15 protein-coding genes are annotated in these 19,667 nt (G+C 73.4%); 8 read left to right on the top strand and 7 right to left on the bottom strand.

Translation table 11 applies throughout. From position 1 onward, the window contains the following. Window positions 1–55: 55 nt before the first annotated feature. Entirely contained in the window at window positions 56–1,750 is a 1,695-nt protein-coding gene (locus tag HP550_RS16750) for a serine/threonine-protein kinase (RefSeq protein ID WP_175348820.1), read from the bottom strand. A gap of 96 nt (window positions 1,751–1,846) precedes the next feature. Between HP550_RS16750 and HP550_RS16745 the strand changes: the two genes are divergently transcribed. The 6 genes from HP550_RS16745 to HP550_RS16720 all read left to right on the top strand — a co-directional run bounded on the left by HP550_RS16745 (window position 1,847) and on the right by HP550_RS16720 (window position 9,870). Further along, window positions 1,847–3,295 (top strand): alpha,alpha-trehalose-phosphate synthase (UDP-forming), encoded by a 1,449-nt coding sequence (locus HP550_RS16745; RefSeq protein WP_343048229.1) that lies wholly within the window; start codon window positions 1,847–1,849, stop codon window positions 3,293–3,295. Further along, window positions 3,288–4,061, top strand: a complete 774-nt coding sequence (gene otsB, locus HP550_RS16740; protein ID WP_175348819.1) for a trehalose-phosphatase — start codon at window positions 3,288–3,290, stop codon at window positions 4,059–4,061. Before HP550_RS16745 ends, otsB begins: the two co-directional genes overlap by 8 nt. A gap of 45 nt (window positions 4,062–4,106) precedes the next feature. Further along, window positions 4,107–5,687, top strand: a complete 1,581-nt coding sequence (locus HP550_RS16735) for an outer membrane protein assembly factor BamB family protein (RefSeq protein ID WP_175348818.1) — start codon at window positions 4,107–4,109, stop codon at window positions 5,685–5,687. A gap of 3 nt (window positions 5,688–5,690) precedes the next feature. Further along, window positions 5,691–7,187 carry an outer membrane protein assembly factor BamB family protein gene (locus HP550_RS16730; protein ID WP_175348817.1) on the top strand — a complete coding sequence of 499 codons (1,497 nt, stop codon included), beginning with the start codon at window positions 5,691–5,693 and terminating at the stop codon, window positions 7,185–7,187. Window positions 7,188–7,358: 171 nt separating this feature from the next. Beyond that, window positions 7,359–8,486, top strand: coding sequence for an ABC transporter ATP-binding protein (locus HP550_RS16725; protein WP_175348816.1), 1,128 nt, complete (start codon window positions 7,359–7,361; stop codon window positions 8,484–8,486). An 88-nt stretch (window positions 8,487–8,574) separates the two neighbouring features. Then, entirely contained in the window at window positions 8,575–9,870 is a 1,296-nt protein-coding gene (locus HP550_RS16720; RefSeq protein WP_175348815.1) for a DUF4032 domain-containing protein, read from the top strand. Here the strand turns inward: HP550_RS16720 and rlmB are convergent. The 5 genes from rlmB to HP550_RS16695 all read right to left on the bottom strand — a co-directional run bounded on the left by rlmB (window position 9,867) and on the right by HP550_RS16695 (window position 15,493). After that, a complete protein-coding gene (gene rlmB / locus HP550_RS16715) occupies window positions 9,867–10,874 on the bottom strand; it encodes a 23S rRNA (guanosine(2251)-2'-O)-methyltransferase RlmB (protein WP_175348814.1) in 1,008 nt (335 codons plus the stop codon). The two genes, HP550_RS16720 and rlmB, sit on opposite strands and share 4 nt — an antisense overlap. Window positions 10,875–10,876: 2 nt before the next feature. Beyond that, window positions 10,877–12,322, bottom strand: a complete 1,446-nt coding sequence (gene cysS / locus HP550_RS16710; RefSeq protein WP_175348813.1) for a cysteine--tRNA ligase — start codon at window positions 12,320–12,322, stop codon at window positions 10,877–10,879. A 62-nt stretch (window positions 12,323–12,384) separates the two neighbouring features. After that, window positions 12,385–13,569 (bottom strand): alanine racemase, encoded by a 1,185-nt coding sequence (locus tag HP550_RS16705; RefSeq protein ID WP_175348812.1) that lies wholly within the window; start codon window positions 13,567–13,569, stop codon window positions 12,385–12,387. Then, window positions 13,566–14,807 (bottom strand): MFS transporter, encoded by a 1,242-nt coding sequence (locus HP550_RS16700; protein ID WP_210768240.1) that lies wholly within the window; start codon window positions 14,805–14,807, stop codon window positions 13,566–13,568. Before HP550_RS16700 ends, HP550_RS16705 begins: the two co-directional genes overlap by 4 nt. 26 nt (window positions 14,808–14,833) lie before the next feature. Then, window positions 14,834–15,493, bottom strand: a complete 660-nt coding sequence (locus HP550_RS16695) for a TetR/AcrR family transcriptional regulator (RefSeq protein WP_175348810.1) — start codon at window positions 15,491–15,493, stop codon at window positions 14,834–14,836. A gap of 160 nt (window positions 15,494–15,653) precedes the next feature. Here HP550_RS16695 and HP550_RS16690 point away from each other — a divergent pair, with 160 nt between their 5' ends. Next, window positions 15,654–17,015: a D-arabinono-1,4-lactone oxidase gene (locus tag HP550_RS16690; protein WP_175348809.1), complete on the top strand. Its 1,362-nt coding sequence runs from the start codon at window positions 15,654–15,656 to the stop codon at window positions 17,013–17,015. Here the strand turns inward: HP550_RS16690 and HP550_RS16685 are convergent. Beyond that, window positions 17,012–18,034, bottom strand: a complete 1,023-nt coding sequence (locus tag HP550_RS16685; protein ID WP_175348808.1) for a substrate-binding domain-containing protein — start codon at window positions 18,032–18,034, stop codon at window positions 17,012–17,014. The genes HP550_RS16690 and HP550_RS16685 overlap by 4 nt on opposite strands. Before the next feature lie 295 nt (window positions 18,035–18,329). Between HP550_RS16685 and HP550_RS16680 the strand changes: the two genes are divergently transcribed. Beyond that, on the top strand, window positions 18,330–19,631 hold the full coding sequence (locus HP550_RS16680; protein WP_175348807.1) for an ABC transporter substrate-binding protein: 1,302 nt from the start codon (window positions 18,330–18,332) through the stop codon (window positions 19,629–19,631). The last annotated feature ends 36 nt before the right edge of the window (window positions 19,632–19,667 follow it).

Raw genomic sequence — 19,667 nt, 5'->3', positions numbered from 1 at the left:
CACCCAAGAGGGTGACGCGGCGGCGCGCCAGAAGGGTCCCGCATGGCGAGACGGCTCAGGGCAGGACGGGGGTGGGCAGCGGCGCCCAGGTGATCTCGCTGCCGCTGAAGATCTGGGCGAGGAAGACCGCGGAGGCAGCCAGCAGGACCACGGTGGCGACGAGCGCTCCGGTGCGGCCCGGCGCCACGACGGCGAGCACCCGGCGGGCGCCGATGCGGGTCATCAGCGACAGCGGTCCCCACCAGACGACCGCCGCGCCGAGCAGGACGATCGTGCCGACGAGGATCGCCGCGGTCAGGCCCTGGGGCTCCTGCCCGGACGGCGAGTCGCCGATCACCCAGCGGCCGTCGCCGATCAGCCACCAGGACAGGCCGAGCAGGATCACGACGACGCTGGCGCCGACGACGAGCGACGGGATCAGCCCGACGAGCGAGCGCAGCAGGTGCCAGGGCACGGTGGCGGTGGCGACGGCGCGGTCGGAGCGGCGCACCCCGGCGCGCTCCCGGCGGCCGTGCATGGCCTCGACCGTGGAACCGGCCGTCCGCACGATCAGGACCAGCACCGCGAACACGATGAGCGTCACGCCCGGGTACAGGGCACCGGCGGAGCCCAGCAGCAGCGCAGCCGCCAGCAGGGTGCCCCACCGGCGGCGCGCGGGCGGGCGCTCGTAGCCGGAACCCTCGGGCTCCGGCTCCTCCGACGCGTCGAGGTCGTCGTTGATCCAGTCGACCCCCTCGGGGTCCTCCTCCCACTCCCCGTCGGCCCCGACGGGCGCGAGGTCGGTCGGGTCGAACGCGCGTGTGTGCCCGTCGTTGGCGATCGCGGGGGGCACGGTGCGGGACGCGACCGCCACGGTCGCCGGCTCGGCCGCCAGGACGGTGGTCCCGACGAGGTCGTCGGCGACGAGCAGCGCGGTGTCGGTCTCGTCGGCGATCGACTCGCCCTCCGCGACGACCACCGTCAGCGCGGCGACCACGTCGTCCGGGGACGTGCGGTCGGCCGCGGCCGGTGCCAGGGCGTGCCGGAGCGCAGCGGTGGTCAGCGGCCCGAGCCCGGCGAGGTCGACGTCCCCCGAGCGCGCCCGGGCGAGCACGGCCTCGAGCGGGCGGGTGCCGAACGGGTCCCGACCGGTGGCCGCGAACGCCAGGATCGCCGCCCAGCCCCAGAAGTCGGAGGACGTGTCGGGCTCGTCGCCGTCCAGCAGCTCGGGCGCGAGGTAGCCGGGGGTGCCCAGGACCATGCCCTCGGCGGTGAGCCTCGAGTCGTCCGCGGCCTGCGCGATGCCGAAGTCGATGAGCACCGGCCCGTCGTCGCCGACGATCACGTTGGACGGCTTGAGGTCGCGGTGCACCACCCCGGCGCCGTGCACCGCCACGAGGGCGTCGCGCAGCCCCTCGGCCAGGTCCAGCAGCTCCTCGGCGTCCAGCGGCCCGCGCTCGCGCACGTGCTCCTCGAGGTTGTCGCCGGGCACCAGCTCGGTGACCAGGAACGCCTCGGTCGAGTCGGCCTCGGCGTCCAGGATCGCGGCCACGCCCGGGTGCCGCAGCTTCTGCAGGGCGTGCACCTCGCGGCGCAGCCGGTCGCGCGCGACGGCGTCGGACCCGATGTGCGGGTGCAGCATCTTGAGCGCGACCGCGTCGCCGCCGCCGTCGACCGCCCGGTAGACCGTCCCCATGCCGCCCGAGCCCAGGGGGGCGACGACGGTGTATCCGCCGATCTCCGTCCCGGGCTCCAGACCCATCCGCTCCATCCCCGCACCGTAGCCGGAGCCCTCAGCCCCCCGCCCGGCAACGCGCGGTCCGACCAGCACAGATAGGGTCGGTCGCAGACCCGAGGAGTTGATCTGGTGCCTACCGACGCGCCCGCGCACGGCTACGACTTCGTCGTCGTCGCGAACCGGCTGCCCGTAGACGTGAGCCTCGACGACGACGGCGAGCCCACCTGGTCCCGCTCCCCCGGCGGGCTGGTCACCGCGCTCGCGCCGGTGATGGCGAGCACCTCCGGCGCCTGGGTGGGCTGGGGCGGTTCGCCCGACCTCGAGCTCGAGCCGTTCGACGTCGACGGCACCGAGCTGATCCCGGTGGTGCTCACCGAGGACGACCTCGAGAAGTTCTACGAGGGCTTCTCCAACGACACCCTGTGGCCGCTCTACCACGACGTCATCGAGCCGCCGGCGTACCACCGGCAGTGGTGGGACTCGTACCGGAAGGTCAACCAGCGCTTCGCGGAGGCCGCGGCGGCGCAGGCGGCCCAGGGCGCGACGGTCTGGGTGCACGACTACCAGCTCCAGCTGGTCCCTCAGCTGCTGCGGGAGCTGCGGCCGGACCTGCGCATCGGGTACTTCCACCACATCCCGTTCCCGCCCCTGGAGCTGTTCGCCCAGCTGCCGTGGCGGGTGCAGGTGATCGAAGGCCTGCTCGGGGCGGACCTCGTCGGGTTCCAGCGTGCCGGTGACGCCGCCAACTTCGTCCGCGTCGTGCGGCGGCTCACGGACCTGACGACGCGCGGGCAGGTGGTGACGTTGGCGGAGCCCGACGGGCACACCGGGCCCGGTCGGCACGTACGCGCCGCCGCGTTCCCCATCTCGATCGACTCGCACGCGTTCGACGAGCTCGCCCGGACCGACGCCGTCCGCGAGCGCGCCCTCCAGATCCGCCGCGAGCTGGGAGACCCCGAGTACCTGCTGCTGGGCGTGGACCGGCTCGACTACACCAAGGGCATCCGGCACCGGATCAAGGCCTACGGGGAGCTGCTCTCCGAGGAGCGCCTGTCCCCGCAGAGCACCACGCTCGTGCAGGTGGCCAGCCCGAGCCGGGAGAACGTCGGCGCCTACCAGACCCTGCGCGACGACGTGGAGCTGCTGGTCGGCCGCATCAACGGCGACTACGGCCAGGTGGGTCACGCGCCCGTGCAGTACCTGCACCAGTCCTTCCCCATGGAGGAGATGGCGGCGCTGTACCTCGCGGCCGACGTCATGCTGGTCACCGCGCTGCGGGACGGCATGAACCTGGTCGCCAAGGAGTACGTCGCGGCCAGGTCCGACGACCGCGGCGCGCTGGTGCTCTCCGAGTTCACGGGCGCCGCCGACGAGCTGACAGGAGCGGTGCTGGTGAACCCGCACGACATCGACGGGATGAAGGACGCGATCACGTACGCCGTGCACATGGACGGCCGCGAGTCCCGCAAGCGGATGCGCCGCCTGCGCCGCCGCGTGCTCGGGCACGACGTGGTGGCCTGGTCCGAGGACTTCCTGGCCGCCCTGAACGCGGTGCCCGTGCGAGCCAGCCGTGGCTGAGGACCTCACCGCCGCGCTCGGCGCCCTCGCGGCTGACTCGTCGCGCCGCCCACTGCTGGTCGCCCTCGACTTCGACGGCACGCTGGCCCCGCTGCAGGACGACCCGTCCGCGTCCCGGATCCTGCCCGACGGCATCGACGCGCTCGAACGGCTGGCCGGCACGCCCGGCGTCGCGCTCGCGCTGGTGTCCGGCCGCGCGATGCACGACCTGCACACGCTGGCCCAGGTGCCGCCCGGGACGTTCCTCATCGGGAGCCATGGCGCGGAGCGGGCGCGGGTGACGACGTTCGGCCTCGACCGCGACGTCGTCCGGCTGACCGACGAGCAGGCGGACCGGCTGGCGTCGCTCGGCGCGGAGGCCGCCCGGATCACCCGGGGCCGGGACGGCGTCTGGGTGGAGACCAAGCCGACCGCCGTCGTCGTGCACACCCGACTGGCCGAGGACGCGGTGGCCCGTCCGGCCGAGGAGGAGGCGATGGTCCTCGGGGAGCGCCTGGGCTCGGGCGTCCTGCACGGCAAGGACGTCGTCGAGATCTCGGTGCTCCGTGCCAGCAAGGGCGAGGCGCTCACGGCGCTGCGCGACGAGCTCGGCGCGGCGGTGGTCCTGTACGCGGGCGACGACGTCACCGACGAGCACGCGTTCGAGGCGCTCCGTGACGGCGACCTGACGGTCAAGGTCGGGCACGGAGGCACGATGGCGCGCTACCGCGTCGACGGACCCGACGAGCTGGTGGCCGCGCTGGCGGAGCTCGCCGACCGCCTCTGAGACCCCTGGTGGTCGGTCGCACGACCGAGGCGTAGCGTGCGGAAGATGCCCGGCCGGATGCACCAGGTCGAGCTCGTCGAGGCTGCGGACGAGCCCGTGCGCTCCCCCTCGGCCGCCCCGGGGCGTCGCGTGGACGTCGCGCTCGACGAGGACGCCCCCGCCGGGCGGACCGACGACGTGCTGGCCGCGCGGACGTGGCTGCGCCGGCACGCTCGGACGCTCGTGCCGGCCGCGGCAGTGCTCGTCGCGACGCTCCTGGTCACCCAGCTCGTGATCGACCGCCGCGAGGCCGCGCGCCTGGCCGCGCTGGCGGCCATCCCCGGCGTCGTGGCGCCCGCGGACTCGTCGATCGGCGTGATCTGGCGGGCCGAACCCCGGCTGGCGGCCGCGCTCCAGTCCGGCGCGATGGTCGACGGGGTGCTCGTCGGCGGGATCCAGGACGCGGACGGCTCCCCCTCGGTCGTCGGGCTCGACCCGGACACCGGGGCCGTCGCCTGGGTCACCCCGGTGGACCTCCCCACCCCCCAGCCGACCCCCACCAGCTCGTCCCCCGAGCTCTGGATCTCCTGCAGCGCACTGCTCCACGAGGGCCCGTCGGTGGCCGCGTGCGTCTCGCAGCAGTACGGCGAGGGCGTCCAGGGCACCCCTCCGTCGTCGGTCTGGGTCCTCGACCCGTCCGACGGCCGGCTGCTGGCCGAGCGCGTGGTCGACGGCGGCTCGGGGCTGGCGTTCACCGACCAGGCGATGGTCGTCGCCGAGCGGGTGACCGACGACGGCAGCCCGGCGGAGACCGACGCGGACGCGGTGAGCTGGGAGGTCACCGCCACCGACCTCATCACCGGCGACGCCCGCTGGACCTGGACCTCCCCGGTGACCGACGTCGTCAGCCGGGACGACGGCCCGGAGGGACTGTCCGGGCTGACCGCGGCCTCCGTGCAGACCCACGACGACCGGATCGTGGTCGGGGTCGACAACCACGCCTGGATCCTCACCACCGGCGGCGACCTGGTGCGCGACGTGCCGCTCGAGCCGGCGTCGTGGCTGCAGCCGGCCCGGGCGGGCGTATTCATCAAGAGCACCTGGACGTCGTCGGACCTGTATCGGGGGATCCTGCTGCTGGAGGACGGGACGGAGGTCGCCATCGACGAGACGGCCGGCTGGCTCGCGGTCGACGACGGCTCCGCCCCGGACGTGGTGATCACCATCGGGGACGGCGCGCGCGGGACCGACGGGCTCAGCGGGCGCTCCGCGCGCACCGGGGACCTGCTCTGGCACCTGGAGGGCTCCGTGGTCGCCGGGCTCATGCTCGACGGGACGCTCTACGTCGCCACCGGTGACTCCCTGCGCGCCCTCGACGCCACCACCGGCGAGGTGCTGTGGCGGACCCCGCTCGAGCGCCTGGCGCACCAGCTGTCCACCGACGGCACGAACCTGCTGGTCCCCGGGCTGGGCGTGACGCTCGAGGCGTACTCGCTGCGCGACGGTGAGCTGGCGTGGAGCACCGACCTCTCCGAGGAGGTCGCCGGGGACCGGTCGACCGCCTTCGTGCAGGGTTTCCGGTCGGGCTGGCACGACCCGCGGCTGTACGTGTGGATGGACAGCGGCTCGGTCGCCGTCCTCGGGTGAGCGATGAGCGCCCCGGCCGGGCACGCCGTGCACCTCGCGCCCGTCGAGCTCGACGAGCTCGACGAGCTCGACGCCCCTGACGACGACCGCACCCGACGGGTGCCCCTCTGGGCGCGGCGGCACGCCGGGCGGGCGACCGCGACGGTCGTCGCCCTCGTGCTGGTCCTGCTCGGCGTGCAGTCGTGGCTGGACGCCCGCGAGCGCGCCCGGCTGCGGTACCTCGCGGAGGTGCCCGGCGTCCTGCGCGCCCTCGCGGACCCACCCGGCGTGCTGTGGCGGTGGACGCCCGGCGTCGGAGCGCTCGTGGCGGGCGACAGCGCGGGTGGCTGGGCGGTCGGCGCCGACTACCACCCGGGCGGAGTGACCCTGCGCGGCACCGACCCCGACACCGGCGACCGGCGGTGGTCCGTGCCGTTCTCGCTCGACGCGGCGCTCCCGCCGGGCGGTCGCTCCGAGTTCCCCTCCGTGTGGGTCCGCTGCAGCACCGTGCGGTCGGACGACGCACCGCTGGCGGTCTGCGCCGCCGAGGTCTCCCCTGTCGCGTCCGGGGGCGCCGCGACCCCGCTCGCGGTGCTGGACCCGGTCACCGGCTCGGTCGTCGCGACACCCACCGTGCCGGCCGGGTCGCTCTGGGCGGCGACCGGCGGTCTCCTGGTGCGCGCCACGCCCGCCGAGGACGGACGCGGGGGTGTGCGCTGGACGCTCACCGCGACCGACCCCGTCACGGGCTCCGTGCAGTGGCGGCACGGCACCCCCGTGGTGCCCCAGGTGCACGAGGTCCGGATCGGCGACTACGTGATCCGGTCCGAGCCGGACCTCGCCGCCGACGCCGACCGCGTGCTCCTCACCGACAGCGGGCACGCCTGGCTGTTCGGCGCCGACGGGTCGCCGCGCGGCGACGTCACGGTCGCGACGGACGGCTGGGCCGAGCTCGGCAGGTCCGGGACGCTGGTGTGGATGCCCTGGCAGAACTTCGCGGTGCCTGCGGGCGTCCTGGTCACCCGTGCCGGCACGCGCGTCGCGGTCGGCGAGCTGCCCGCCCGGCTGTCCGTCGACGACGGCACCGCACCCGAGGTCGTCCTGCTCACCGGCGACGACGGCGGCTGGGACGGCGTGGCCCTCGTGGCCCGCGACGCCGGCACGGGCGACGAGCTCTGGCGGGCCGAGGGAGTCCGGGGCGAGCCGCTGCTCGTCGACGGCGTCGTGCACACCGCTGAGGGTGCCGACGTCGTCGCGCGCGACGCCCGCACGGGCGAGGTCCGATGGTCCGTGCCGGTGGGCGCGGTGCCGGCCTGGCTGGGCACCGACGGGTCGCTGGTGGTCGTCGTCACCCCCGACCGCTCGCTCCTCGCGCTCGACCTCGCAGACGGGCGCCGCGCTCGCAGCGTCGACCTCACCCGGCTCGCCCCCGGCGATCCCGTCGGCATCGACCAGGTCGTCGAGTACGCGGGCCGGCTGCTCGTCCGGTTCCGCGACGGGTCGGGGATCGTGCTCGGCTGAACGTGTGGAGCGTCACTGTCCGGTGTGGACCGTCCACACCGGTATGGCATGATGACCCCGGGTCCCCGAAGGACAACCCTCCTTCCGGGACCCGTGTCATCGAGGACACTCTTGACACTCTTCACTACGGATCGTCCGGCACGTACCTGCCGGTGAAGGGATTGATCTGCTATGGCAACGGTCACTTTCGACAAGGCCTCCCGGGTATACCCCGGCACTGAGCGCCCCGCGGTCGACTCGCTCGACCTGCACATCGAGGACGGCGAGTTCCTCGTCCTCGTCGGCCCCTCCGGTTGTGGCAAGTCCACGTCGCTCCGCATGCTCGCGGGCCTCGAGGACGTCAACTCGGGCCGCATCCTCATCGGCGACCGCGACGTCACGGACGTCCAGCCGAAGGACCGCGACATCGCGATGGTCTTCCAGAACTACGCGCTGTACCCGCACATGACGGTCGCCGACAACATGGGCTTCGCGCTCAAGATCGCCGGCACCCCGAAGGCGGAGATCCGTCAGCGCGTCGAGGAGGCTGCCAAGATCCTCGACCTCTCCCAGTACCTCGACCGCAAGCCGAAGGCCCTCTCGGGTGGCCAGCGTCAGCGCGTCGCCATGGGCCGCGCCATCGTGCGTTCGCCCCAGGTGTTCCTCATGGACGAGCCGCTGTCGAACCTCGACGCCAAGCTCCGCGTCCAGACCCGTACGCAGATCGCGTCGCTGCAGCGTCGTCTCGGTGTCACCACCGTCTACGTCACGCACGACCAGACCGAGGCCCTGACCATGGGTGACCGCATCGCGGTCCTCAAGGACGGTCTCCTGCAGCAGGTCGGCACCCCGCGCGACATGTACGACACCCCGGCCAACGTGTTCGTCGCCGGCTTCATCGGCTCGCCGGCCATGAACATCGGCACGTTCCCGGTGCTGGACGGCGTCGCCAACCTGGGCCGTGCCCGCGTCGCCGTGCCGCGCTCGGTCATCAGCCAGTTCACCGACGACGACAAGAACCACGTCACGGTCGGCTTCCGTCCCGAGTCGCTCGACGTCGTGCCCGAGGGCACGCCCGACGGCATCCCGGTCATCGTCAACATCGTCGAGGAGCTCGGCTCCGACGCGTTCGTGTACGGCTCGCTCACCAACGAGTTCGGCCGTGCCGACGCGGTGCACTCCGGTGCCGGCGACGCGCAGGTCATCGTGCGCGTCGACCCGCGCCAGGTGCCCGGCAAGGGCGAGACGATCTACATCCGCATCCGCGACAACGAGCAGCACCTGTTCCACGCGGGCTCGGGCGAGCGGATCGCCGTCTGACCCCAGCACCACCCGACAGGGCGGTCCCGGCTTCGGCCGGGGCCGCCCTGTCGCATGTGCTGTGGGCGTTCTCTGAGAGGATCGGACCATGAGCCCGACGCCGCAGCGCCTGCAGATCACCGCGGCCTCGCCCGACCCCGCCCTCCTCGACCTGCCATGGCACATCCCGCTCGAGGACTGGCCGGCCGAGACGCTCGCCGCCCTGCCCCGCGGCATCTCCCGGCACATCGTGCGGTTCGCCAAGATGTCCGGCCGCGTGGTCGCGGTCAAGGAGATCGGCGAGACGGTGGCGTACCGCGAGTACGAGCTGCTGCGCCAGCTGCGCCGCCTGGACGTCCCCAGCGTCGAGCCCGTCGGTGTCATCACCGGACGCAGCGACCCCAGCGGTGAGCGGCTCGAGGCGGTGCTGATCACCAAGCACCTGTCGTTCTCGCTCCCCTACCGCGCGCTGTTCAGCCAGTCGCTGCGCCCCGACACCGCCACGCGCCTCATCGACGCGCTCGCCGTCCTCCTGGTCCGCCTGCACCTGGTCGGCTTCTACTGGGGCGACGTGTCCCTGTCGAACACCCTGTTCCGCCGCGACGCCGAGACGTTCGCCGCGTACCTGGTGGACGCCGAGACGGGCGACCTGCACGACAAGCTCTCGGACGGCCAGCGCGGCTACGACCTCGAGGTCGCCCGCGTGAACATCATCGGCGAGCTCATGGACCTCCAGGCCGGCGAGTTCCTCGAGGAGGACGTCGACGCGGTGGCCATCGGTGACGCCTTGGCCGAGCGGTACGGCGAGCTCTGGCGCGCGCTGACCGAGTCGGAGTCGTTCACCTTCGGGGACCGTTGGCGCGTGCAGGCCCGAATCGACCGGCTCAACGACCTCGGCTTCGACGTCGGCGAGCTCGACATCACCACGGACGTGGACGGCACCAGCGTGCGCATCCAGCCCAAGGTCGTCGACGCCGGGCACCACTCCCGCCGGCTCATGCGGCTCACCGGCCTCGACGTGCAGGAGAACCAGGCCCGCCGTCTGCTCAACGACCTCGACGAGTTCCGCGCCGCCACCGACCGCCAGCGCGACGACGAGTCGTTCGTCGCGCACGACTGGCTGACCGAGATCTTCGAGCCGGCCGTCCGCAGCGTCCCGAAGGACCTGCGCGGCAAGCTGGAGCCCGCGCAGATCTACCACGAGCTGCTGGACCACCGCTGGTACCTCTCGGAGCAGCAGGGCCACGACGTGCCGATGAAGCAGGCCGCCAAGAGCTACGTGAAGAACATCCTGCCCACGCGTCCCGACGAGCAGGCGATCCTGGGCGTGCAGGCGGGCGAGATCCCCGAGACCGACATGATCCCGCAGGTCACCGGGGACGACGACGACCTGATCCTGGGCTAGATCGCGCGCTGGCGGGAGACCTCGAACAGGGCGATGCCCGCGGCGACGCCGGCGTTCAGGGACTCGACCGCGGACGTGATCGGGATGGACGCGATGGCGTCGCACTGCTCGCGGACCAGCCGGGACAGGCCCTTGCCCTCGGAGCCGACGACGAGCACCAGCGGGTCGGTGGCGTAGGGCAGGTCGGTGATCGAGACGTCGCCGCCGCCGTCCAGGCCGACGACGAACACGCCCGCCGCCTTCAGGCTCTGGAGGGTGCGCACCAGGTTGGTCACCCGGGCGACCGGCACGCGTGCGGCCGCACCGGCGGACACCTTCCACGCCGACGCCGTCACGCCGGCCGCGCGCCGCTCGGGCACGAGGACACCGTGGGCGCCGAACGCCCCGGCGGACCGGAGCACGGCGCCGAGGTTGCGCGGGTCCGTCACGCCGTCGAGCGCGACGATGAGCGCCGGGCGGTCAGTCTCCGCGGCCGCGTCCAGGAGGTCGTCGTCGTCCGCGTACGCGTACGGCGGGACCTGGATGGCGACGCCCTGGTGGACGGAGCCGTCCGTGAGGCGGTCCAGCTCGGCGCGGCTGACCTCGAGGAGCGGGTAATTCGAGTTGCCCGCGGCGCTGATGATCTCGCGCGTGCGGTCGTCGGCCTCCAGGCGCGAGGCGATGTAGACCGTGGACACGGGGATGCCTGCGCGCAGGGCCTCGACCACCGAGTTCCGGCCGGACACGATCTCGTGCGTCGAGCTCTTGCGACCGCCCTTGGACCCGGCGGCGCTGCGGCTGGCCCCGGCCGACTGGCGACCGGACGTCCCGCGGGTGCCCGCGACCGCGCGCCGCTCGGCGGCGACCTTCGCCTTGTGCGCGGGGTGGTACTCGCGGTCCTCGGCCTTCGGCGTCGGCCCCCTGCCCTCGAGCGAGCGGCGGTTCTTGCCGCCGGTGCCCGCGCTCGCGACCTTCTTGGAGCTGCCCTTGCGGACGGCCCCGCGGCGCTCGGAGTTTCCAGCCATGTTCAGTTCTCCTCAGAAGTGTCGGCGCGCGCGGCAAGTGACCAGCGCGCTCCGGAAGACGAGTCCTCGACCACGATGCCGGCCGCGGCGAGGCGGTCCCGGATGGCGTCGGACGTGGCGAAGTCGCGGGCGGCGCGGGCCTGGGCCCGGGCCTCCAGCTCGGCGGCGACGACGGCCTCGAGCGCGTGGGCGTACCGGGCGTCGCTGCCGTGGGCGCGCCACTGGCTGCCGCCCGGGTCGAGGCCGAGCACGTCGAGCATGGCGCGCAGCACGACCATCGCGTCGCGGGCCTCGGCCAGGTCGCCGTGCGCGAGCGCGGAGTTGCCGGTCCGCAGGTGCTCGTGCACCACCGCGAGCGCGGCCGGCACGTTGAGGTCGTCGTCCATGGCGGTGACGAAGTCGGCGGGCAGCTCCACCTTCGCCACCTCGGCGTCGTCGGCCACCCCCACCTTCTCGGCGGCGCGCTCGACGAAGCCGGCCAGCCGGTCCCAGGTGGCCTCGGCCTCGCGCAGGGTGTCGTCGGTCCACTCGAGCATCGAGCTGTACTGCACGGCCGTCATCGCGTACCGCAGCACGGACGCCCGCTCCTTGGCCAGCACGACGGTGACCAGCAGCCCGTTGCCGAGCGACTTGCTCATCTTGGAGCCGCCCTGCGTGACCCAGCCGTTGTGCAGCCAGTACTGCGCGAACCCGTAGCCGGCGGCGCGGGACTGGGCCTGCTCGTTCTCGTGGTGCGGGAACCTCAGGTCCAGGCCGCCGCCGTGGATGTCGAACGTGTCGCCCAGGTAGCGCTGCGCCATCGCCGAGCACTCCAGGTGCCAACCGGGCCGACCGCGGCCGAACGGGGTGTCCCAGGAGGCCGTCGCCGGCTCCCCCGGCTTGGCGGCCTTCCAGAGGGCGAAGTCGCGGGGGTCGCGCTTGGCGGTGTCGTCGACCGTGCCGTCCGGCGCCGGGACCATGTCGTCGACCCGCTGGTTGGTCAGCGCGCCGTACTCCGGGTAGGAGCGGACGTCGAACCACACGTCGCCCGGGCCGGTGCTGTAGGCGTGGCCGGTGTCGACCAGGTGGTCCATCAGCTCGATCATCGCGGGCACGTGACCGGTCGCGCGGGGCTCGTGGCTGGGCGGCAGGACGCCGAGCGCGTCGTAGGCCGCGCTGAACGCGCGCTCGTTGGCGGTGGCCCACGCCCACCACGGCTCGCCGGCGTCGGCGGCCTTGGCCAGGATCTTGTCGTCGATGTCCGTGACGTTGCGCACGAGGGTCACGCGGTGCCCCGTGCGGCGCAGCCAGCGGACCAGGACGTCGAACGCGATGGCCGACCGCAGGTGGCCGATGTGCGGCGGCGCCTGCACCGTGGCACCGCACAGGTAGATGCCCACCTCGTTCGGCACGAGCGGGACGAAGTCACGCACCGTCCGGGTCGCGGTGTCGAAGAGGCGCAGGGTCACCGGTCAAGGCTACCGGCGCGGAACCCCCGCGCCTTTCACACGCCGATCAGCCCGGCGTCCGATCAGCCGAACGTGCGCTGCTCGCCGCGGTACGTCGGGGCCGTGGACTCGATCGTGGTGTCCCGGACCAGGTGCACCTGCTCGAAGCGCTCCATGACCTCGCCCGACTTGGCGTGCCGGAACCAGACCCGGTCGCCGATGCGCAGGTCCGCGCCGCCGGACAGCCGCAGCGGCGTCTGCACCTCGCCCGCTCCCTCGCGGCTGGTGAGCGCCAGCCCCGACGGCCACACGGGCTTCGGCTGGCGGGACGCGGTGGGCGGACCGGAGGCGATGTAGCCGCCGCCGAACGCGGTCGCATAGCCCTGGCCGGGGATGCGCACCACGTCGAGCCCGAAGAACGCGGCGGGCCGGGGGGTGAACGAGCGGTAGGCGTCGAACAGGGTGGGCACGAACAGGCCGGAGCCGGCGGTGACCTCGGTGACCACGGGGTCCGCGGCGCTCGACGCCACCGACCCGGACCCGCCGGAGTTCACCAGGGTCAGCTCGTGCCCGACGGCGGTCTGCACGGCGTCGACGACGGCGGCCCGGCGCACGGCGAGGTCCCGGATGGAGAGCCGCTTGACGGCGCGGACGGCGGGAGACGCGTCGGGCAGCCCGGCCACCTGCGCCTCGTAGAACATGACACCGACGACGTCGACGCCGGACCGGCGGGCGATCGCCGCGGCCAGCACCCCCGCGTCGGACGCGGAGTGCACCGGCGAGCGCCGAACCCCCAGGTGGGCGACCAGCGGTCCGAGCCGGAGCCTGAGGGAGGCGTCGACGTCGAGGCAGAGGCGCAGCGTGGCGCCGTGGGCGTCCGCGGCGCGGGCGGCCAGCTCGACCTGCGCGACGTCGTCGACCATGAGCGTCACCGCGGCCGCGGCGACGGGGTCGGCCGCGAGCGCGTCGAGCGCGTCGGTGTCCACGCTCGGGTATCCCAGCAGCACGTCGTCGACGCCGTGGCCGACGAGCCAGAGCGCCTCGCGCACCGAGTAGGTCATCACGCCGGCGAACCCGGGCAGGGCGAGCACGCGCTCGAGCACGTGCCGGACGCGGACCGACTTGCTGGCGACGCGGATCGGGGTCCCGCCGGCCCGGAGCACCAGGTCCGCCGCGTTGGCGTCGAGGGCGTCGAGGTCCACCACCGCGAGCGGCGCGGGGAGGCCCTTCGTCGCCTCGTCGAGGCGGTCGCCGAGGGTGCGCGTCACGCACCCGCCTCCGAGTCGGCGGTGGCCCGCGCGCCCTCCGCCCGGGTCACTCCGAAGCGTCCCGCGAGCACCGCCACGGCGACGACCAGGACGATCGGGACGAGGAAGCCGTAGTGCAGCGAGGACGTGCTGCCGATGGCGCCCACGAGCACCCCGCCGAGCACCGCCCCCACGTAGTTGAAGATGTTCAGCCGCGCGACCACCGCGTCCGCGTGCCCGGGGGCGAGCGTGCCGGCGGCCGAGAAGCACAGGGGCGCGATGACACCGAGCCCGGCGCCGGCGATCGCGAAGCCGACCAGCGCCACCCAGGGCCCGGGGGCGGCCACGACGAGCACCAGCCCGACGGCCCCGACGAGCGCCGCGACGCGCAGGACGATCACCCGACCCCATCGGCGCACCAGGGGGTCGCCGGCCAGCCGGGAGCCGAGCGTCGTCGTGAGGTACGCGGCGTAGCCCAGGGGCGCGAACGACGCGGCCGCCAGCAGCACGTCGCCGAGGTAGATGGTGCTCCAGGTGGAGATCGCCGTGTCCGCGACGTAGTAGGCGACCACCCCGAGCCCGAGCAGCAGCACGGCGCCCCACGGCACCACGGGCCGCTCCCCCGCACCCACCGGGATCGCCAGCGCCTCGTCGGGCCGGGCGACGCCGTCGGCGTGCACCCCGGCGGGACCGCGGCCCCGCCACGCGCTGCGCAGCACCCAGCCGGCCGCGAGGCCTGCCACGAGCGTCCCGGACAGCAGCGCGACCGCGACGGGGTCGGTAGGTGTGCGGCCGGTGGTGACCGCCACCAGCACCGCGCCGACGATGCCGCCCGCCGACCACGACGCGTAGAACCCCGTGAGGAGCGACCGTCCGTACTCGCGCTGGACCGCGACGGCCTGCATGTTGGTGCCGGCGTCGACCATGCCCAGCCCGACGCCGTAGACCGCGAAGCCGGCAGCCAGCAGGGCGAACCCGGGCGCCACGGCGGCCACGACGACCGAGGCCGCGACGATGGCGAGGCCGGACCCGAGGACGACCCTGCTCCCCCCGCTCGACCGGGCCACCCGGTCGGCGACCAGCGTGCCGAGCGCGGCCATGACGCACACGCCGAGCACGACGAGCGTGATCTGCCCGTCGTCGACGCCGTACCGGTCCTTGAACCCCTCGAGGCTGGTGAGGAGCACCGCGTAGACGAAGCCCTGCGCGGCGAAGCCGGCCGAGGTCGCGACGCGGGCGCGGCGGATCACCGTGGACACAGGCGACCCGCCCGAGGAAGGAGGCGTCACGCCGGGGTCGCGGCGGTGTCGCCGGATCCGAGGACGTCGACACCGACCGGCTCGAGCGCGACGGGCACCGCCATGGTGGACAGGTACCGGCCGAAGGACAGCAGGCCCGCGCGCGCCGCGTCGCTGTCCCCGTCCACGAGCCATGCCAGGGAGTAGCCGTCGATGACGGCGACCACGGTGCGCGCGATGTCCCCCCGCGGGACCGACCAGCCGACGTGGGCGGTGCGCTCGACGAGGTCCAGCACCTGCTCGGCGGCGGCCCACTGACCCCGGTACTGCTCGATGGCGACCTGGTTGAGCTCGGAGTGGCGCAGCGACGACGTGGTCAGCTCGTAGCTGAGCAGCTGCGGGCCGCGGGACTCCCGGATGCCCGCCCAGAGGGCGTCCAGGACCCCCTCGATCACGGTCTGGGGGTCGTCACCCTGCTCGGGGAGGTCGCCGAGGCTCCGCTCGAGGTTGGCGGACGTGATGGCGTGGGCCATCGCGCGCAGCAGCTCGTCCTTGTCCTGGAAGCAGTAGTGGACGACCCCGAGGGACACGCCCGCCTCGGCGGCGACGGCGCGCACGGTGGCGGCGTCGATGCCGTCCCGGCTCGCGACGGCGAGCGCAGCCTCGATGAGCTGCTCACGCCTCTCGGCCACAGGCAAGCGGTTCATGTCAGGGTCCCCTCCCTCTGGCGACGGCCCCACCGGCCACCCCCGACCGGCGGACGAGGCCAATGCCTCCCCCACCACACAGTTCAATGTCGGTTGTCACGATAGTCAAGGACTTTGCGCACTTGACTTGGACATTCGACCAGGACGATGGTTCACCATTATGGGACGATCGTCGCCTGCTGGCACCTGGCAGAACTGGGCGCGCACCGCGAGCGCCACGCCCTGCCGCGTGCAGCACCCCCGTGACCTGGGCGAACTCGTCTCGACGGTTCGCCGGGGGGCTCGCGACGGGCTCCAGGTCCGGGCCGTGGGCGGCGGGCACTCTTTCACCCCCGTCGCCGTCACCGAAGGCGTCCAGATCCGCCTCGACTCGTTGGACGCGTTCGAGCGTGTCGCGGGCCAGCCCGACGGCACGACCCACGTCACCGTCGGCGCAGGGATCCGCCTGCACGCCCTGAACGCCCACCTGGCCGAGCAGGGCCTGGCCATGCGCAACCTCGGGGACATCGACAAGCAGTCCATCGCGGGGGCCGTCTCGACGGGTACGCACGGCACGGGCGCCCGGCTGGGCGGGCTGGCCACGCAGGTGGTCGGCGCCCGCCTGGTGACCGCGTCGGGGGACGTCGTCGAGGTCTCCGCCACGCAGCAGCCCGAGCTGTTCGAGCTGGCCCGCCTGGGCCTCGGCAGCGTCGGCGTGCTCGCGGCGGTCACCCTCGAGGTGGTGCCCGCGTACCGCCTGGAGGCCCGCGAGGAGCCCTGGCCGCTGGAGGACGTGCTGGACCAGCTGGACGGGAGCGACGGCCTCGTCGAGGGCAACGACCACTTCGAGTTCTACTGGTTCCCGCACACCCGGCGGGCGCTCACCAAGCGCAACAACCGCGTCCCCGACGACGTGGTGCGCCCGCTGCACCCGGTGCGGGGGTGGGTCGACGACGAGCTGCTGTCCAACGCCCTGTTCTCGGTGGCCAACGGCATCGCCACCCTGGCCCCGTCGACCACCGCGTCGATCAACGAGTTCGCCGCCCGCGCCCTGTCCTCGCGGCGGTACACCGCGCCGTCCGCGGAGGTCTTCGTCTCCCCGCGGCGCGTCCGGTTCCGCGAGATGGAGTACGCGGTCCCGCGCGAGGACCTGGTGGCCGTGCTGCGCGAGATCGACGCCTGGATCGAGTCCAGCGGCGAGCGCGTGCCGTTCCCGGTGGAGGTGCGGTTCGCCGCCGAGGACGACCTCTGGCTCTCGACGGCGTACGGGCGCGAGACGGCGTACGTCGCGGTGCACCAGTACCTGCGCCTGCCCTTCGCGCGGTACTTCGCCGCGGTCGAGCGGATCGTCGCCCAGGTGGGCGGCCGCCCCCACTGGGGGAAGATGCACTGGCTGGAGGCCGACCGGCTCGGCGAGCTCTACCCCCGCTTCGCCGACGCCCAGCGCGTCCGCGCGGAGGCCGACCCGGACGGGGTCTTCAGCAACAGGTACCTCGACCGGCTGCTCGGCCGCTCCCGCCCGCCCACCTCCCGGGCGGCCTAGCGTCGCGCGACCGTGGAGCCGCGGATCACCAGGCGGCCCGCGACGTACTCGGTGCCCGAGCCGATGTCCACGCCGTCGAGCGCGGCGAACACCCGCTGCGCGGCGGTGCGACCGAGCTGCTGGAGGTTGGCGTCGATGCTGGTCAGCTCCGGGCGGGCGTTGGTGGTCAGCACCTCCCAGTTGTCGAAGCCCATCACCGCGACGTCGTCGGGGACCGTCCTGCCGAGGTCACGGGCGGTGTCGAGCGCCCCGCGGGAGATCTGGTCGGAGCCGCAGAGCACCGCGTCGATCTCGGGGTGCCGGGTCAGCAGCACCGCGGCGGCGTCGCGCCCCCACCGCTCCGACCACTCGCTGTACATGACGTCACCGACCAGCTCGAGACCCGCGGCGTGCAGGGCCGCCTGCACCCCCTCGGCCCGGTCGCGGGCGGCCGCGTAGGCGTGCTCGCCGGTGATGTGCGCGATGCGCGTGCGCCCGCAGGCCACCAGGTGCTCGACCGCGAGCCGCCCGGCGCTCACGTTGTCCGGCGTGATCGACAGGTCGGCGGGGTCGTCGGACGGTGCGTAGGCGTAGACCACCGGGACCGGGATGTCGTGCCCGAGCGACGGTCGGGGGTCGGTCTGCCGGCCGACGACGATCAGCCCGTCCACGCGGCGGCTGAGCAGCGCGCGCAGGTGGTACTGCTCGCGGATGGTGTCGCCGCGGGCGTCGCAGAGGAACACGTTGACCTGGCCGGCGCCGAACGCGTCCTCCGCGCCCATGAGGATGGGGATGACGAACCGGCCCTCGAGGTCGCTGGTGAGCAGGCCGACCGTGCCGGTGCGCCCGGCGAGCAGGCCGCGGGCGAGCGGGTTGGGGCTGAACGACAGCTGGTCGGCGGCCTCGACGACGCGCTGGCGCGTGCTGTCCTTCACCTGGTCGCGGCCGTTCAGGGCCTTGGAGGCGGTCGCCACGGAGACGCCGGCGAGGCGTGCGACGTCAGAGAGCGTCACTGCGCGGGCAGGTTCGGCGCGTGCCACCGGCTACCTCCTCGCGCGTCCTCGAGCCGTTCGTGATCGAACTGTAACTGCCGAACCCCGTTGACGCGCCAGCCCAGCCTGGCTATGTTCAGAAAACCTTTTCGGTGAGTTTCGGGAATCGGTCGGTCCGTCGCGCAGCTGCTGGACGTGCACGTCATGGCGTCGCCGGCTCGCCGACGAGCCGCCAGCTCCGCCGCCTCGAACTCGCTGGCCGACAAGGGTTTCGCCTTGCAAGAGATCCCCCCCGAGGTGCCGATGACGGCACCCGCTCGACGAAGAGCACGAGGAGATGCCCATGAGGATCACCCGCACCCGGTCGGCCCGTCTGGCCGCCGGGATCGTGACGGCCGGCCTGCTGGTCGGTCTGGCGGCGTGCAGCAGCGCCGACGACGGAGGCGAGGACGGGCCCGCGGTCAGTGCGGGCCCCGACGGCACCGACGACGGCACCACGCTCACGCTCTGGACCCGCGCACCCCTGGAGAAGCAGGCCAAGCTGCTGGTCGCGGCCTACAACGACACGCACGAGAACCAGGTCGAGCTGACGGTCGTGCCCAACGACGACTACGTCGCCAAGGTCGGCGCCGCTGCGGGCTCGGACGGCCTGCCCGACCTGTTCGCCGCGGACATCGTCTACGTGCCCAACTGGGTCGAGCAGGGCCTGTTCCAGGACCTGACCGCGCAGATCGACGGCCTGGAGTTCAAGGACGAGATCAACCAGGGGCACCTCTCGGCCGGGACCGTCGACGGCAAGGAGCACGTGCTGCCCTTCGTGCTGGACCTGTCGATGCTGTTCTGGAACAAGGACCTGTTCGCCGAGGCCGGGCTCGACCCGGAGAAGGCGCCGGCCAACCTCACCGAGTACGCCGAGGCGGCCAAGGCGGTCCAGGCGCTGAACAAGCCCGACACCTACGGCACGGCGACCGGCCTGAACTGCGGCGGCTGCCTGGTGTTCACCTGGTTCCCGTCGGTCTGGGCCGACGGCGAGCAGGTGATGAGCGAGGACGGCACCGAGTCGCTGCTGAACAGCGACACCGCCAAGACCGTCTACTCCACGTGGAAGGACCTGTGGGACTCCGGTGCGGTGCTCCCGTCCTCGGAGGACGAGGCGGGACCGACGTGGACCGCAGGGTTCACCGAGGGCAAGGTCGGGCTGATGTTCTACCCGGCCACGCTGCTGTCGTCGACCACCGGGTTCGACGTCGGCGTCGCCGGCATCCCCGGACCGGAGGGCGGCGCCTCGACGTTCGTCGGCGGTGACGGCATCGGCGTCTCCAAGGACTCGGAGAACGCGGCCCAGGCCTGGAACTTCCTGTCCTGGATGATGTCCGAGGACGCGCAGGTGGGCGTGCTGGCCAAGAACAACGACGTGGTCTCGCGCGGCGACCTGGCGGACAACGAGTACTCGTCCAAGGACCCCCGCCTGATCACGATCAACGAGGTGGCCGGGCAGGGCGACACCCCCGTCGCGCTCAACTTCCAGCAGGCGTTCAACGCACCCAGCAGCCCCTGGCTGACCCTGGTGCGCGACGCAGTCCTCGGCGACGGCGCGAACATCGACGCGGACAACGACGAGATCACGGCGGTGCTCGGGCAGTAGCGCCCGCGGTGGGGTGCCGCTGGGCACGGCGGCACC

The organism is Cellulomonas humilata (assembly GCF_013359775.1).
In the GTDB taxonomy this organism is placed as follows: Bacteria; Actinomycetota; Actinomycetes; order Actinomycetales; family Cellulomonadaceae; genus Cellulomonas; species Cellulomonas humilata.
This window is presented reverse-complemented; position numbering and strand designations above follow the sequence as displayed.